The organism is Stenotrophomonas sp. STEN056 (assembly GCF_056759635.1).
In genome coordinates this window covers 71,790-87,842 of the sequence record NZ_JBRRDL010000017.1, presented here as the reverse complement: position 1 = coordinate 87,842, position 16,053 = coordinate 71,790, and the positions used below count along the sequence as shown (strand labels likewise).

The following is a 16,053-nucleotide window of genomic DNA, read 5'->3' as shown; positions in this document are numbered from 1 at the left end:
CCGTTACCGCCTGCATGCGCAAATACCTGACCCGGCTCAACGCGATGAAGCGTGACAACGCGCCTTGGCGGGTCGGCTCTATGGAGACTGTGCAAGACAGTTGACTCCTACGCTGGGCGTTTACCCGCGTCCACGCTGTCAGGCAGGATGCGTGCATGGAAACCCTCCCGCTGCCGCTGTCCTTGCCGGCACCACAGCTGGCTGCGCTTGAAGCGGCCTATGCCCAGCCGCCGCGCGCGTATCACAGCTTCGCGCATGTAAAGGCGCTGTTGCGCCACTACCAGGAAGTGGCCGATGGCCCAGGCTGGAAGCAGCCGCGTGAGGTTGTGCTGGCAGTGCTGTACCACGACGCCATCTACGAAGCCGGCCGCAGTGATAATGAAACCCGCTCGGCACAGATGGCGGTTGCCGCGATCGAGCGTTGGTTGCCGGAGGCTGGCGTGGACGCGGCACGGGTAGCCGAACTGATCGAACTCACCGCCCGCCATGGGCAACTGCACGCGGAGGCGTTGGACGCCGACGCGGCGCTGTTCCTGGACAGCGACATGGCCATTCTCGGTGCGCCGCCGGCGGTGTTTGATGCCTATGACCGCGGCATTGCCGAGGAATATCGCGGCAAGGTGCCGGGCTTCCTGTTCCGCATCAACCGGCGCCGTTTCCTCAAAGGCGTGCTGGCGCAGCCGCGCATCTTCTTCAGCGACTACTTCCATGAACGCTATGACGCGACTGCGCGGGCCAATCTGCGGCGCGTGACAAGCTGAGTAGCGGTGATTGGCTAGAATGCGCCGTACCGAGCTGCCAAGCCGGCCTGCCTGGCCGTTGCAATGAACCCGAATCCTGCCGTCGATCCTGATCCCCGCCCACAGCCGCCCGAGGCGCCCGGCCCCAACGAGTGTTGCGGCAGCGGTTGCCCGCTGTGCGTGCTGGATCTGTATTCGGACGAGCTGGCCCAGTACCGGCAGGCGCTGGCGGCGTGGAAGCTGCGCCACCCCGACGCGCAGGACTGACCTGGCCGTCCTGACTTTTCTTCTGCGTCGGCAGGCGTAGGCTTCAGCTTCCCGATTGCTGAGACTCCCCCATGGTGCGTGCGTTGCTGGGCATGATGCTGGCATTGGCCGTGCAGCCGGCGCTGGCCGCTGACACGGTCAGTCACGGCCGTTTTGAGAACGTACCCGTGCAGTTGCCCAAGGGGCCGCCGCAGCGCGTTGTGTTGTGGTTTGCCGGCAACGGCAACCCGGCGCAGCGTCAGGCACGGCTGCAGGCGCTGCGCGACGATGGTGCGCTGGTGGTGGATATCGACACCGCGCATCTGCAGCAGGTGCTGGCCAGGGAGAAAGGAAGCTGCGGGTTTTCTGCCGGCGACGTGGAGAATCTTTCGCGCTACGTGCAGGCCTATTACCGCGTGCCGACCTATCGCCTGCCGATTCTGGGCGGTGATGGCGAAGGTGCCGCGCTGGCCTACGTGGTGGCCAGCCAGGCCGCACCGCAGGTGTTCGCGGGCCTGTTGACCGACGGCTTCTGCCCGCAATGGAGTGCGGCCAAGATGACCTGCGGCGCGGCCATCAATGGCCACGCGCTGCTGCCGCAACCGCTGCGTTTTCCATGGTTGGCGGCGGCCGCTGGCGGCCATGCCTGTTCTGCTGCAACGGTGGATGCCTTCGTGGGCGCGGTGCCGTTGGCGCGCCAGTTCCAACGCACGCGTAGCGGCAGTGCATTGCCGGGTGAAATCGCGGCCGCGCGCGTGCTGGGTGCGCAGCAGGGCATCAGCCTGCCGCCGGTGCCGCAGGAGCTGGACGGCCTGCCGCTGGTGGAAGTGCCGGCAAGCGGGCAGGGCGATACGTTTGCGATTTTCGTGTCCGGTGATGGCGGTTGGGCCGGGCTGGACAAGGAGGTTGCCGGTGCGCTGGCGCAGGCCGGTGTTTCCGTGGTCGGCGTGGATTCGCTGCGGTACTTCTGGAGCGAACGCACGCCGGCGGGGTTTGCGGCGGACCTGGATCGCATCGCGCAGCATTACGCGCGCCAATGGCAGCGGCCGAAGTTGCTGCTGGTGGGTTTCTCGCAGGGCGCCGATGTATTGCCCGCGGCCATCAACAAGCTGCCGCCGAGCACAGCGTCGATGCTGCGCATGGCTGCGCTGATGTCGGCCGGCAGCAACGCCGACTATGAATTCCACGTCAGCAACTGGATCGGCGGCGGCGGTGACGATGGCCTGCCGATCGCACCCGAAGTGGCGAAGCTGTCGCCGCAACGCACGTTGTGCATCTACGGCGAGGACGACGATGGCGCGCTGTGTCCGCAATTGCCAACGGGCAGCGCGCAGGTGGTGAAGCTGCCCGGCGACCATCATTTCCAGGGCGACTACGCCACCTTGGCGCGGACGATTCTGCAGCGGTTGAAAACCGCCACGCCGTAGGCAATCCCGCGTAGGAGCGGCTTCAGCCGCGAAGCTGGTGAGTGCTGCAGTAACGGCAACAACGGCAATTGCACATTGCTTGATGTCAGGCCGTGGAGCGGCTTCAACCGCGCTTCTTCGCGGGTGAAGCCGCTCCTACATCCGCGTGCTATCTGCGCGGATCCAGCGAAATCAGCCGGGTGACATCCAGCAGCGCGGCCGGCAGGTGCATGCCGCCGGGAGCGGCGAGGTAACGCGGGCGCCAGTCCGGGGAAAACTTGGACTTGAAGCGCCTCAGTCCGCCGAAGCCGTAGAAACGCTCGCCGTGGCGCGCAAGCAGCGTGGCAAAGCGGTTCCAGCGGCCGGCCAGGCGGTGTTCGGCCAGTCCGGTCAGCGGCGCCATGCCCAGCGAGAAGCGCGTATAGCCATTGCCAGCGCCCCACAGAAACAGCTCGATGAACAAGAAATCCATCGTGCCCTTGGGCGCGTCGGGCAGGTGGCGCATCAGGTCCACCGACAACTCATGCCCGGCTGGTGCCTGCCAGACATTGGCAAAGGCGACGATGCGGCCTTCGCACTCGACCAGCGCGACCGGGAAGCGGCACAGGTAGGCGTCGTCGAAGCTGCCCAGCGAAAACCCTTTCTCTTCGCCGGATTTTTCTTCCAGCCAACTGTCGGAGATGGCACGCAATTGCGGCAACAGTGGCGGCACCTCTGCCGCATCCACCAGGCGGAAGTTCAGGGCCGAGCGCTTGCCGCGATTCCACGCCTGCCGCAGGTCGGCGCGGGTGCTGCCGGTGAGGCTGAAGTCCTGCAGCGGCACCATCGCTTCCTCGCCCAGTTTGACCAGGGTCAGGCCGAGGTCGAGATAGGTCTGCCAGTAAGTTTCGCTGGTCTGGTAGAACACCGGGCGCAGGCCGAGGCGGTCGGCTTCCTCGCGGAATTTCCAGATCAGGTCACGGGCAACTGCAGGCGGCCCGACCGGATCGCCCATCGACACCAGTGAACCGCCATAGCGCTGCATCATCACGAAGCCATCGCCGTGTTCGCTGCGCAGGATGGCCTTGTCGCCGGTCATCGACAGACAGGCCTGGGTGTCGTGTGCCTGCGCCAGCACCGGGCGCAGCAGCTCCAGTGTTGCGCCGCTTGGCGCAGGCAAGGGGCTGCGGGTGCTGTGCAGCAGGCGCGCCAGCCCGAACACGATCACCACCACACTGACCAGCAACAGCGCTCGCAGGGCGCGCGGTGCGTTGCCGGAGGTGGCGAACTGCCACCACAGCTCGTTCTGGTATTCGACGTGGCTGTAGACAAAGAACAGCAGCCACACCGTAGCCACCAGCACCAAGGCGACATTGCGCAGCCACGGCCAGGACCAGGCTTCATCGAGCAGCGCACCTTCGCGGTAGAACTCGCGGCGCGCCGCCCACAGGGCAATGGCGACCACGGGCAATGTCAGTGCAACCAGGGTGTGGCCGCCACGCAGCCATGCCGGTACCGGCAAGGCCACGCACAACACCAGCGCGATCAACCACGCCGCATGGCTGCGCCGCTGCAGGCCCTGGCCGATCAACAACAGGGCGACGCCGCCGAGGCTGCCGAGCAGGTGCGAGGTTTCCATCAACGGCAACGGCGCGGTCAGGATGCGGTGCCGTGGCACCGGCAAGGTGCCGTCGATCACCAGCAGCGCACCCACCGCGAACACCGCCAGCGCGATGATCTGTGGCAGCCACGGCCGCAATGCACTCCAGGCAGCGCCTGCACCACTTCGCAGCGGGCGGCGCACGCTGGCCACCGCAGCGAGCAGTGCTGACAGCAGCAACGGCAGCAGGTAATAGGTGACGCGGTAGGCTACCGCTGCGGCAAGGATGGCCGCCGGCGCAACCTGTGGCAGCAGCTTGAGCAGGCTCCACTCGAAGACGCCCAGGCCGGCCGGCACGGTGGAGATCAAACCGGCGACCACGGCCACCAGATACAGCCCGACAAACCCAATGAAGCCCACTTCCGCCTGCGCCGGCAGCAGTACATGGAACGCGGCCGAAGCCAGGCCCAGTTCGACCACGCTCAATGCGGTGATTTCCAGCACCGTGCGCCGGTTGGGAATCCAGATGCGGTGCGTGCGCCAACCGATACTGCGGCCGTGCGTGCCGACCGCCGCCAGCATCACCACGAACAGCAACAACAGGCCGATGCCCAGCGCACGCACGGCCGGAATGCTGACCGGCAGGGCACGCGCGGCGGCATCGGGTTCCAGCCACAGGGCCAGGCCCAACAGCAGCCATGCGCCGAAGATGAAACCCAGGGTGGACATCAGTACCACCTGGCCAATCTCGGCCAGGCTGAGCCCCGCGCGGCCGTAGCTGCGCAGACGGATGGCGCCGCCGGTCAGTGCGGCAAATCCCAGTGTCTGCCCTGCGGCATGGGCCAGGAACGCGGTGATGCCGATGCGGCTGGCGGGCAGGCGCCGTTGCGCGCGGCGCAGGCCAATGGCGTCGAAACCAATCAGGCAGGCGTAGCTGGCCATACCCAGCAGCGTCGCCATGGTCACCTGCGCCCATGACAGCCCTTTCAGCGCGGTGCGGATCTGGTGATAGCCCTGGTCGTCGAACTCTCCGGCCAGCGCGTGCAGGGCCAGGCCCATGATCACCAGCGTGATTGCGATGGCCGCCAGCCGCTGCCAACCCGCGCGCTTGTGGTCCGATGCAACGGGGGATGCACTCATGTGCTGCGGGGCAGGGAAGCGCCGGAGTGGCGCGGGCAGACAAGACTATCGCCACGGCGTGATGGCGGCGCAAAGCCGGTGCATGTGCATTGTCCGCCGCTTCAGCCACCGCTGCCTGCGCGGAGCTCTAGACTTGTCGCTTCCCCGGCCCGGTGCAGAACACGCATGCCCATCCCGCCAGATACCTTGCTGCGACGGCAACAGGCCTGCCTGTTGCTGGTGATGCTGGCCTTGCTGCTGTTCGCGGCCTGCGCCACCTGGCTGCAGTTCGCACGTACTGACCTGGAATGGGCCAGGGCGACCCTGAGCCTGTACCTGCACGGACCGCACGGCTTGCTGTTGCGGGTGGCGTACTGCGTGCTGGCGCTGGCCATTGCCGCGCTTGCCTGGGCACTGCATGCGCAGGCGCGCGGATCGGCACGGCGCGCGCTGCCACCGGCGCTGTTCACGGTGGCCGCACTGGGGCTTGCGGGCGTGGCCATTGGCGACAGCTGGTTGCCGGAGCGGGCCCCGCTGTTGGCACCGCTGGTGCACGGTCTGTCGGCGCAGACTGCGTTCCTGTGCGTGACGGTGGCAATGCTGCTGCAGGCCTGGTGCTTCGGTCGGGATCGGCGTTGGTCCTGGCTCCATCGCTGGAGCTGGTGGTGGGCGTGGCTGACCTTCGCCGGCCTGTGGCTGCATGTGCTGTGGCGTGCGAGCCCGCGCGGGCTTGGCCAGAAGCTGGTGATCGCGCTGGTGGTGGGCTGGCTGCTGATGGTGGCGATTGCCGCATGGCGAAAGCTGCAGAAAGATCCAGCCGAAACTTCCGGTTCGGGTCACAATGGCAAGCACATCCAACCGAGGGAAACGCCCCCATGATCGAACGCTTCGATACCGGCCCGCGCATGTCGGAAATGACCATCCACCACGGCGTGGCCTACCTGGCCGGGCAGGTTCCGGAAGACACCAGTGCCGATATCGTCGGCCAGACCGAGCAGGTGTTGCAGGCCATCGACGACTTGCTGCGTCTGGCGCCCACCGACAAGACCCACATCCTGCGCGCGGAGATTTTCCTCGCTGATATCGCCGACTTCCCCGGCATGAACGAGGCCTGGGACAAGTGGGTTCCGAAGGATGCCACCCCGGCACGCGCCACCGTGCAGGCCAAGCTGGCCAACCCGGCGTGGAAGATCGAGATCGTGATCACCGCTGCGGTGCCGTAAGCGGCAACTGTGAGCCGCCCCGGATGCTGCGGCGCCCGGGGCAAACCCGGCAGTGATGCCACTTTGCGGGTGACAGGGAAAGGGAATGAAGCGTTGCCTGTTGTGGGTTGTATGCGCGGCGTTGCCGGGCAATGCAGCAGCGGCTCTGGATGCGCCGCTGACGCGGATGATTTACGCGCGGGTGCCGCTGGAGCGCATCGAGCCGACAGATCATCCGCAGTTCACGCTGATCGAGGCCGAGCTGCGCAACATGGTGCGGCGCCATGGGGATCGCAGCGTCCCCAATACGTTCTGCGCGGTGGGCTATCGCCTGGGAAGCGGCCTGCTGGAAACCGCGCTGATCTGGGACAACGCGCAATGGCTGATCCGTTGGTGGGGCGGCGATGCGCTGGCTACCTCGGATGAAGAACAGGCCATCACCGCGTCATTTTCGCCCGTGACCGACCTGCAGACCGATCTGGTTGAGGACGACCGCTTTCCACTGGGAACGCGGGCCTATGTGCGTGCCGATGCCGAAGCGTTGATCGCCGATTGTCGCCAGCATGGGCGGCAGTACACCGTGCCACCGTTGCCGTAGCAGCGCGAAGCCGGTGCGAGCGTTGCCCGGGGGGGCTGTAATGGGGGTGATCGGTGCCTTCGCGGCCGAGGCCGCTCCTGCGGGTTAAAGCGGCTGGAGCTCGATGCAATCCACCGGGCACGGCGGGATACACAACTCGCAGCCGGTGCACAGGTCGGCCAGCACGGTGTGCATGTACTTGGCGCCGCCGACGATGGCATCCACCGGGCAGGCCTGGATGCACTTGGTGCAGCCAATGCAGTCGGCTTCAACGATGACCGCCACTTGAGGCGGCTTGTGTTCGCCACGGCTGCGGTCGAACGGCAGCGCTGCCACGTTCAATACATGCGCCAACGCGCGTGCGCCGGCATCGCCGCCGGGCGGGCAGTGATCCACGCCGGCTTCGCTACGCGCCATCGCCTCGGCATACGGACGGCAGCCATCAAAGCCACATTGCCCGCACTGGGTCTGCGGCAGCAGGCGGTCCAGGCGTTCGATCAGCACGGCAATGCCTTCTCCCTGCGGAGCGAGGTGGCGTGCGGCGGCGGTTGAGGGTTCGGTTGTCATTGGAGAGTCCTGCTGTTGGCCCTCACCCCAACCCCGTTTTCCGGAGGGGAGCTCAGGTCAGGCATTTGCCGCGGTACCAGCGCTCGTGTGCCAGCGCCAGCATGGGTTTGTCTTCGCCGCTGTCGCCGTAGGCGTGGATGCGCTGGTACGTGCCCAGGTCGAAGCGCTGACGGATATGCGCCACCTTGCGGGGCCCGCAATCGCCGCCGGCATAACGCCCGGTAAAGCGGTTGTCCTGCACTTCGAGGCGGTTGCAGATCATCTGCAGGCCCATCTGTTCGCACCAGTGCTGCAGGTACAGGTCGATGGACGCCGACACCACTGCGACCGTGTGACCTTGCGCCTTGTGCCACTGGATCTGCTCCAGCATCTCCGGCCGCACCATGCCGGGCAGGTGCTGGCGCGCATAGTCGCGGGCCAGTTGGGTGATCTCACCGGCATGGCGGCCGGTGAAGACCTGGGCGGTGACACGGCGACGCACACGCTCGGCCGAGATCAACTTCAGCCGATACGCCAACACCCATGGGCCAACCCGCCACCACCCCTGCGCGCGCTGCTCCGGCGTGGCCACACGACGCAGAAACCGGCTGTAGGTGTCACAGACGGTGATGGTGTGGTCGAAGTCGAAGAGGGCCAGGTGCATGGGGCGGGGATTTGCGATTGGGGATTGGGGATTGGCAACAGCAAACGCGGACTTCATGGCTCCGGTCGCATCCCGCGTCCGGATCTTCTGTTCCCTGCCTCAAGCGAAATGGGAAGGCAATTGTGAGGTCGGTAGCCAGGGCTCCAGCCAATCTCCAATCCCGACTCCCCAATCCCTGCTTCTTCAGCGCACCGGCATCCCCGGCAATGCGCCCGCGTCGGCATCCAGCAGGGCCAGTGCGCCGCCGTCGAAACCGGCCGACAGGATCATGCCTTCGCTCAGACCGAAGCGCATCTTGCGCGGGGCCAGGTTGGCGATGAACACCACGTTGCGGCCGACCAGGGTGTCCGGCTCGGCATAGCTGCCACGGATGCCGGAGAAGATCTGGCGCTGGCCGAGGTCGCCGGCATCCAGCAGGAAGCGCAGCAGCTTGTCCGAGCCTTCGACGAAACCGCATTCGATCACCTTGCCGATGCGCAGGTCGAGCTTGGCGAAATCATCAATGCCGATATACGCGGAAGCCTCACCTTCGGCCTTGGCTTCGGTCTTCACTTCGACCTTGGCGGGCTTCTCGGCCTTGGCCGGCTTGGCTTCGGCGGCGGCAGGTGTGGCAGTCAGGGTGTCCTTGGAGGCGTCGGTCATTGCGTCAATCATCTTCGGGTCAATACGGGTGAACAGCGCCACATAGGCGGCGATGGTGTGTGCGGTGAGCGGCTGGGCGATGTCGTTCCAGCCCTGCACCGGGGCGTTGAGGAAGCCCTCGGCCTGCTGCGCGGTGGCCGGCAATACCGGCTTGAGCGCGGCCACCAGCACGCGGAACAGGTTCAGGCCCTGGGTGCAGACCGCCTGCAGTTCGGCATCGGCGCCATCCTGCTTGGCAATCACCCACGGCTTGGTGTCATCGATGTACTTGTTGGCTTCGTCGGCCAGGGCCATGGTCAGGCGGATGGCGGCGGCCGGATCGTTGCGCTCGTAGGCCTCGCGGACCGGGGCCAGTGCAGCGACAAAGCGGTCGTACTGGGCGGGGTCCGGCAGCGTGTCGGCCAGCTTGCCGTCGAAGCGCTTGGCGATGAAGCCGGCGCAACGGCTGGCCAGGTTGACGAACTTGCCCACCAAGTCGGCGTTCACGCGCGCGGTGAAGTCGCTCAGGTTCAGGTCCAGGTCGTCGACGCCGCCGGAGGACTTGGCCGCGAAGTAGTAACGCAGTGCTTCCGGCGCCAGCCCGGCATCCAGGTAGGTGCGGGCCATGACGAAGGTGCCGCGCGACTTGCTCATCTTGGCGCCGTCCACGGTCAGGTAGCCGTTGACATGCAGCCGGGTCGGCGCGCGCAGGCCGGTGCCATGCAGCACCGACGGCCAGAACAGGCCGTGGAAATTGACGATGTCCTTGCCGATGAAATGGTGCAGCTCGGTGCTGCTGTCGGCGGCCAGTACGGCCTGGAAATCGTCGCCGGTCCTGGCGCACAGGTTCTTGAAGCTGGACAGGTAGCCGATCGGCGCGTCCAGCCATACGTAGAAATACTTGCCGGGCGCGCCGGGGATCTCGAAGCCGAAGTAGGGCGCATCACGCGAGATGTCCCAAGCGCGCAGGCCGCCTTCGGCATCCAGCCACTCGGCCAGCTTGGCCTTCACACCGGGCACGGCGACGTCGCCGGCCAGCCACTGGCGCAGGAAGTCCTGGAAGCGGCCGACCTCGAAGAAGTAGTGCTCCGAATCGCGCATTTCCGGGGTCGCGCCGGAGACGACCGATTTGGGGTCGATCAGGTCGGTCGGGCCGTAGGTGGCGCCGCAGACCTCGCAGTTGTCGCCGTACTGGTCGGGCGACTTGCACTTGGGGCAGGTGCCCTTGATGTAGCGGTCCGGCAGGAACATGCCCTTGGCCGGGTCGTAGAACTGCGCGATCGAGCGGCGGCTGATGTGGCCGGCGGCGTCGAGCTTGTTGTACAGGGACTCGGTCAGCTCGCGGTTGGTGGCCGAGTTGGTCGAGTCGTAATGGTCAAAATCCACGCCGAACGCGGCAAAGTCGCGTTCGTGGCCGGCCTGGATGTTGGCGATGAAGGCTTCCGGGGTCACCCCGGCCTTCTCGGCAGCCAGCATGATCGGCGTGCCGTGGGTGTCGTCGGCGCAGACGTACCAGACCTTTTCGCCCATCATTCGCCGCGCGCGCACCCAGATGTCGGCCTGGATGTAACCCACCAGATGGCCGAGGTGCAGCGGGCCGTTGGCGTAGGGCAGGGCATTGGTGACTAGGGCGTTGCGGGTCATGGCCATCATTTGCAGCGAGGGAACGCGGGATTATCGCACGGCGGAAAACAAGCAGCCCCGGGAGTGCCGGGGCTGGGACATTGGCTGGAGCTTGCAGGTCAAGTAGTAAAGCTGGAGATCCTCGCTTCTCCCGCATGCGGGACTGCAGCCCCCTTCTTGGGGGAAGGTGCCCCGAAGGGGCGGATGAGGGGAGCTTTTGACCTTGTCTAGCTATAAAAGCCCCTCACCCCAACCCCCGCTCCGCGTCCCGGCCCTTGCGCTGGCGCAAGGGCGTTCGATGAGCAGCGAACCCGTGGTTCGCAAGCTGCTCCTCTCACCCCGCAGGCGGGGAGAGGGGTTTTAAAGCGGTTTACTGGTCGCGCAGCCAGGTTTGCGAGCGGCAGATGAAGGCGATGCAGCCGGAGACTTCCAGCTTGCCGCCGTTTTCGATCAGGGCGACCTTGGAGCTGTAGGTCTTGCCCTTTGCCGGGTCCAGGATGGTGCCGTTGGCCCACTTGTTGGTGCCGTCGGGGCGCAGGTTCCAGAGGATGGTCATGCCCTCGATGGGCTTGCCCCGGTTGGCGCCGTCGCACTTGTCGCAGACCGGATTCGGGCCTTGCGCGGATTGCAGCACCTGCAGCACGCGGCCGGTGAGGTTGCCGTTGGCGGCCTGGGTGATTTCGACGATGGATTTCACCCGGCCGGTTTCGTCGTCGATGGTCTTCCAGCGGCCGGCGGCGCTGTCCGAGGCGCTGGCGGAAAAGCCGGCGGCCATCAGCGGCAGGGCCAGCAACAGGGTCTTGATCGTGGTGCGCATTGAATCCCCTCCCAGGGCGTGCTTCAGCATCCGGCGGCGCCGGTACGGTGTCGAATGTAACCCCATTCGACGCCGTACGGAATCCGCGGTGCAGCAGATTCAAGGCAGTTCGGGCCTGGAGGTTGCAGCCCTGCCCGGCGGCTCCCTTCTCCCGCTTGCGGGAGATGGGGCCCCGAAGGGGCGGATGAGGGGGCTTTGGGCTTCTTCGGGCGTGTTGCTTGTGTTGAAGCGGTAGCAAGAGCAAGAGCAAGAGCTGCCCTCACCCCAACCCCTCTCCCGCAGGCGGGAGAGGGGCTTTAAGCAAGGGCTTTAAGCAAGAGCTTTGAGCAAGAGCTTTGAGCAAGCGCTGGGCTCAATCCTTGCGCGGCGCTGTTCCCGTTACTGCAGCGTCACCCGCTTGCGGTTGTCGGCCGAGACGCGGTCGATCAGCTTGTTGTACGGGTCGAAGCCGGCTTCGCCGGGAAGCTGGTCCACCGTTACCGTCAGCGTGGGCGAACTTGCGGTGATGTGATGGCGCTGCAGGTACAGCACCTTTTCATCGTGCTCTTTGCCGGAAGGGCCCTTGGCAAACACGCCCACTTCGATCCAGTCGTCCAGCGTGCCGGCGGTCTCCTTGCCCATGCCGTCGGCGTAGCGCTTGTCGGCATGCAGTTGCAGGGTGACGTCGTAGCGCCCGTCGCTGCGCTTCTTCGCGGTCGCTTCGACCACGCGGTTGTCGTAGAAGCTGATCTTCTCGAACAGGTCGGTGATCAGGGCCTGTTGTTCGGGCTTGGCTTCGGCACGGATGAACTCCAGCAGTTCGGCCGAGGTGGTGTACGGCGGTTGCTGGAATGCCTTGGCCTGGATGAAGCGGCTCAACGCGCGGTTCAGTGCTTCTTCGCCCATTTCCTCACGCAGGCGATAGAACACCAACGATGCCTTCTGGTAATGGATGTACTGCTGGTTCTCCACGCGATACAGCGGCAATTCCTCCACATCCTCACCGCCGCGTCCGGACAGATAGCCGTCCAGTTCATCCTTCAGGAACTGACGCATGTGGCTGCGGCCGTATTCCTTTTCCATCACCATCAGTGCCGCGTACTGCGAGAGCGATTCGGACAGCACGGTCGCGCCCTGCACATTGGCACCGATCACCTGATGCGCCCACCATTGGTGTGCGATCTCATGTGCGGTGACATAGAACACGTAGTCGATGTCTTCCTTGTCACGCAGGTCGGCGATGAAGCCGATGGATTCCGAGTACGGGATGGTGTTGGCAAAGCTCTGCGCGAATGATCGGTAGCCCGGGAACTCGATGATGCGCACCTGGCGGTGCTGGTACGGGCTGAAGGCGGCTTCAAAATAGGCCAGTGATTTCTGCACGCCCTCGATCATCCGGTCCACGTTGTACGGATGCTTGGGGTCGTAGTAGATCTCGATCGGGATGTCCTTGTAGGCCGCCTTCTTCACCGCCCAGCGTGCCGACAGGTAGGCGTAGAAGTTGAGCATCGGCCGGTCCATCGCGTAGCTGAAACAGCGGCGGCCGTCACGTTCAAATTCCTTCTGCAGGTAACCCGGCGACAACGCGATCTGGTCCGGTGCCGTGCAGATGGTGGTGCGGAAATCCAGCCAGTCCGAATCGTTGGAGATGTAGGTGTTGGCGCGCGCGGCTTCATCTTCCAGCTTGGGCATGCGGGTGGGTTCGCCGAGATCGCGCTTGCGGCGCTCGTTGCGGTCGCTGATTTCCGCACCCGTGTCATAGCCGAATGCCGGCAACACACGGCTGTTGAAGAAGCTGCCGTTGTCGACGATCTGGCTTTGCGCCTGGTCGGCGGTGATGCCGTTGGGGTGGATGTCCACGGTGAAGCGGATGTCGCGTTCCTCGCCCGGCTGCATCGGCGCATCCAGCGTATAGATGCGGTAGCCCAGTGCCTCGTCGTGCGTGGTCAGCCTGGCACCGCCCATCTCGATGTGGGTCAGGGTGCGGTCATCACCCATTGCGACGTGGACGGTCGGAATGGCGGCGGCGTGGGTGTTGCGCACCCGGTAGTGGCCATCGATGCGTACCGACTGCTCTTCCGGATGCAGGTCGACGGTGTTGTCGATGGCGATGATGCGTGGCTGTGGCAGATCCTTGTACTTGCGGTACTCGCGCTCATAGCGGGCCTGGCGATCCAGCGACTGATCCGGCGAGACGAACTCGTTGCGGATGTTGGTACTCCAGTACAACCAGCCGGCACAGGCCACGAACGCCGCCAGCGAAACCGCCAGTGCCGCGCCGAGCTTGCCGCTCAAACGATGACGCGCAAGACGCAGGCGCTGGCGCCAGCCCGAATCCACGCCGCGTACCCACAAGGCGGCACATACCAGCAACAGCACCAGCAGGAACAGCGCCCAGTAGCCCTGGAAGGCGAACTGCCCAGTCAGGAAATGGCCGTAACCATTCATGTCCGAATACGGCGCATTCGGCCAGCTGCCGAAGTTGTAGAGGTTCTGGGTGTAGTCGAGCATGCCCAGCACCGACTGCCCGATCAGCATCAGGATCAGCAGCGCATAGCCAAGGAACTTGTTGTTGCTCAGTACCTGCAGCACCAGGGCCATGCCGCCCATCAGGATGTAGGCGCCTGAGTCCAGCGACAGTGTTTTCAGGTACAGCAGTGGTTCGATCTGCGTGTAGCCCTTGCTCAACTGGATGACGATGGCGGTGAGCCCGCCGACCGCCTGGAAGGTGGCCACCACCGCTACCAGGGTGAGGAACTTGCCCAGCAACGGCACCCAGTTCGGCACCGGCATGGCATTGCTGATGCCATCGATGCGCGCGCTGCGCTCACGCCATACCAGTTCGCCGGCGTAGAACAGCACGATGATGATCAGCAGGAAGCTGTAGCTCTGCTGCAGGGCCTCCAGCATCTGCGAGGTCACCGGCCAGCTGGGCGTGCCGTACATGGTCTTGCGGAACAACGCGCTGGGAATGAAGTTGGCCATGCCCAGCACCAGCAGCACCAGGAACGGCGCGCTGCGGAATACACCCAGCGCATCGAAAGCCACCTGGCGCAGCAGCTGTTTCCAGCCGGTGGCGGCGTTGAAAGCCGGGGTGAGCCGGGGCGCCACCACGCTCGGGCGTGCGCTGTCGCTGATGGCGACGTTGGCAACCTTCTTGCCCCGCTTGCCGCCGGTGCCGCTGCGCTCGGTGCGGAACAGGGTGAAGGTGGCGGCGAACAACGCGCCGGTCACCGCCAGCCACAGCACGCGGTTTTCCAGCAGGTAGCCGGTGAAGGCGGGCAGGCCGGTATTGCGCTCTTCGGCCGACCAATAACGCATGGCCTGTGACATCGCACGCATGCCCAGCGGGTCGAGCAGCGAGGACAGGCGCTGGTTGTCGATGTCGGCCAATATCGCGCGGCTGACGCCGTACAGCACGAAGAACACGATGACGCCGATGTACACCCACAGGATGTTGCGGGTGGTTACCGCCAGCACCGCCAACAGCGCGGTGGTGAACAGTACGTTGGGCAGCACCATGAACACGAACGACCACAGGTACGGCTGCAGTGACACAGGACCAAGCCGGGCGTCGTCAATCCACGGCATGAACTGGGCGACGAACAGGCCGATGGCGATGATGACGTACATCAACAGGCTGGCCAGCAGCGCCGCGCCGAGGCGGCCCAGCAGGTAGTCGCGGCGTTTGACCGGGCTGGAGAACACCAGCTCGGCCGTGCCCAGCTCGAAGTCGCGCAACAGTGCATTGCTGACGAACAAGGTGACCACCAGCAACCCGAGCAGGGTGAAGGAGGTCATGAAGGTGGCGATCACCGACGGCGCATTGCGATGCACGTTGCCGATGCCGCCGCCGATCTGGACGGCGTCACTGGAAGCCGCGCCGAAGGCCAGCAGGGCGAACAGCACCGCCAACAGCCACAGCAGCGGAGAACGGAGCTGCTCGCGCAGCTCGAAGCGCAGGAAGGTCAATGTCATGGGCTCTCTCCGTCAGGCCGCCTGCGCCTGCAGACGCAGGCGCTGGAAGTAGACGTCCTCAAGACCTGGCTCCACCGGATCGAAGCCTTGTTCCGGGCACGACGGGCTGAACACATGGATCACCGGGTGGCCGCCCATCAGGCGCGTGGACAGCACGGTGAAGCGTGATTCGTACTCCGGCAACGCAGCCTTGGTCACCTGCTTGCGCCATACCTGCGCCTGCAGCGCGTCGATGGCGTCGGCGGGGCGGCCGGTCAACAACACCTGCCCCTTGTTCATGATGGCCATGCTGGGGCACAGGTCGGTGACATCCTCGACGATGTGCGTGGACAGGATCACCGCCACGTTCTCGCCGATTTCGGCCAGCAGGTTGAGGAAGCGGTTGCGTTCTTCCGGGTCCAGACCGGCGGTGGGTTCATCGACGATCACCAGCTGCGGATTGCCCAGCAGCGCCTGGGCAATGCCGAAGCGCTGGCGCATGCCGCCGGAGTAGGTGCCGAGCTTGCGCTTGCGCGCGTCCCACAGGTTCACCTGTTGCAGCAGGCCTTCCACCACTTCCTTGCGCTGCCTGCGCGCGGTGAGGCCCTTGAGCACGGCGAAGTGATCGAGCAGATCCAGTGCGCTCACCTTCGGGTACACGCCGAAGTCCTGCGGCAGGTAGCCCAGCCGGCGGCGCAGTGCATCCTTGTCCTTGAGTACATCGATGCTGGCGCCGTCGGCGAGGGTAAGCGTGGCGCTGCCAGCGTCGGCCTCCTGCAACGTGGCCAGGGTGCGCATCAGCGAGGATTTGCCCGCGCCATTGGGGCCGAGCAGGCCGAACATGCCGCGTGGAATGTCCAAATCCACATTCTTCAACGCGTGTACGCCATTGGCGTAGGTTTTTGACAAACCACGGATATGCAGCATGGGCCAACCTCTCCTTGGATGATGGAAGCATCATTCAGGCCACGGCCGGG

Annotated in this window: 13 protein-coding genes; 6 read left to right on the top strand and 7 right to left on the bottom strand. The window is 65.3% G+C overall.

Features of this window, described 5'->3' with window-relative positions; all coding sequences use genetic code 11:
• Window positions 1–155: 155 nt before the first annotated feature.
• From ACVOLO_RS10905 to ACVOLO_RS10895, 3 genes are all read left to right on the top strand, one after another.
• Complete coding sequence (locus tag ACVOLO_RS10905; protein ID WP_481570296.1) at window positions 156–761, top strand: HD domain-containing protein; 606 nt, start codon at window positions 156–158, stop codon at window positions 759–761.
• 63 nt (window positions 762–824) lie between these two features.
• Window positions 825–1,007 carry an oxidoreductase-like domain-containing protein gene (locus ACVOLO_RS10900; RefSeq protein WP_481570294.1) on the top strand — a complete coding sequence of 61 codons (183 nt, stop codon included), beginning with the start codon at window positions 825–827 and terminating at the stop codon, window positions 1,005–1,007.
• Window positions 1,008–1,078: 71 nt separating this feature from the next.
• Window positions 1,079–2,413, top strand: coding sequence for a virulence factor family protein (locus tag ACVOLO_RS10895; RefSeq protein WP_481570293.1), 1,335 nt, complete (start codon window positions 1,079–1,081; stop codon window positions 2,411–2,413).
• Window positions 2,414–2,561: 148 nt separating this feature from the next.
• Here ACVOLO_RS10895 and mprF read toward each other — a convergent pair whose 3' ends face one another.
• Window positions 2,562–5,111, bottom strand: coding sequence for a bifunctional lysylphosphatidylglycerol flippase/synthetase MprF (mprF, locus tag ACVOLO_RS10890; RefSeq protein WP_481570291.1), 2,550 nt, complete (start codon window positions 5,109–5,111; stop codon window positions 2,562–2,564).
• Window positions 5,112–5,300: 189 nt separating this feature from the next.
• On the opposite strand from mprF, the gene ACVOLO_RS10885 reads away from it, so the two are divergent.
• From ACVOLO_RS10885 to ACVOLO_RS10875, 3 genes are all read left to right on the top strand, one after another.
• A complete protein-coding gene (locus ACVOLO_RS10885) occupies window positions 5,301–5,969 on the top strand; it encodes a DUF998 domain-containing protein (RefSeq protein ID WP_481570302.1) in 669 nt (222 codons plus the stop codon).
• Window positions 5,966–6,313 carry a RidA family protein gene (locus tag ACVOLO_RS10880; protein WP_481570290.1) on the top strand — a complete coding sequence of 116 codons (348 nt, stop codon included), beginning with the start codon at window positions 5,966–5,968 and terminating at the stop codon, window positions 6,311–6,313. The genes ACVOLO_RS10885 and ACVOLO_RS10880 overlap by 4 nt, the downstream gene beginning before the upstream one ends.
• An 85-nt stretch (window positions 6,314–6,398) precedes the next feature.
• Window positions 6,399–6,890, top strand: coding sequence for a hypothetical protein (locus tag ACVOLO_RS10875; RefSeq protein WP_481570289.1), 492 nt, complete (start codon window positions 6,399–6,401; stop codon window positions 6,888–6,890).
• Between the two features lie 84 nt (window positions 6,891–6,974).
• Here the strand turns inward: ACVOLO_RS10875 and rnfB are convergent, their stop codons facing one another.
• The 6 genes from rnfB to ACVOLO_RS10845 all read right to left on the bottom strand — a co-directional run bounded on the left by rnfB (window position 6,975) and on the right by ACVOLO_RS10845 (window position 16,003).
• Window positions 6,975–7,436, bottom strand: a complete 462-nt coding sequence (gene rnfB / locus ACVOLO_RS10870) for an Rnf electron transport complex subunit RnfB (protein WP_481570288.1) — start codon at window positions 7,434–7,436, stop codon at window positions 6,975–6,977.
• A gap of 52 nt (window positions 7,437–7,488) precedes the next feature.
• Complete coding sequence (locus ACVOLO_RS10865) at window positions 7,489–8,079, bottom strand: HAD family hydrolase (RefSeq protein ID WP_481570287.1); 591 nt, start codon at window positions 8,077–8,079, stop codon at window positions 7,489–7,491.
• 183 nt (window positions 8,080–8,262) lie between these two features.
• Window positions 8,263–10,344 (bottom strand): methionine--tRNA ligase, encoded by a 2,082-nt coding sequence (gene metG, locus ACVOLO_RS10860; RefSeq protein ID WP_481570285.1) that lies wholly within the window; start codon window positions 10,342–10,344, stop codon window positions 8,263–8,265.
• 349 nt (window positions 10,345–10,693) lie between these two features.
• Entirely contained in the window at window positions 10,694–11,140 is a 447-nt protein-coding gene (locus tag ACVOLO_RS10855; RefSeq protein WP_481570284.1) for a DUF2147 domain-containing protein, read from the bottom strand.
• Window positions 11,141–11,518: 378 nt separating this feature from the next.
• Complete coding sequence (locus ACVOLO_RS10850; RefSeq protein WP_481570283.1) at window positions 11,519–15,097, bottom strand: M1 family aminopeptidase; 3,579 nt, start codon at window positions 15,095–15,097, stop codon at window positions 11,519–11,521.
• Between the two features lie 12 nt (window positions 15,098–15,109).
• Window positions 15,110–16,003, bottom strand: coding sequence for an ABC transporter ATP-binding protein (locus tag ACVOLO_RS10845; RefSeq protein ID WP_481570282.1), 894 nt, complete (start codon window positions 16,001–16,003; stop codon window positions 15,110–15,112).
• Between the last annotated feature and the right edge of the window lie 50 nt (window positions 16,004–16,053).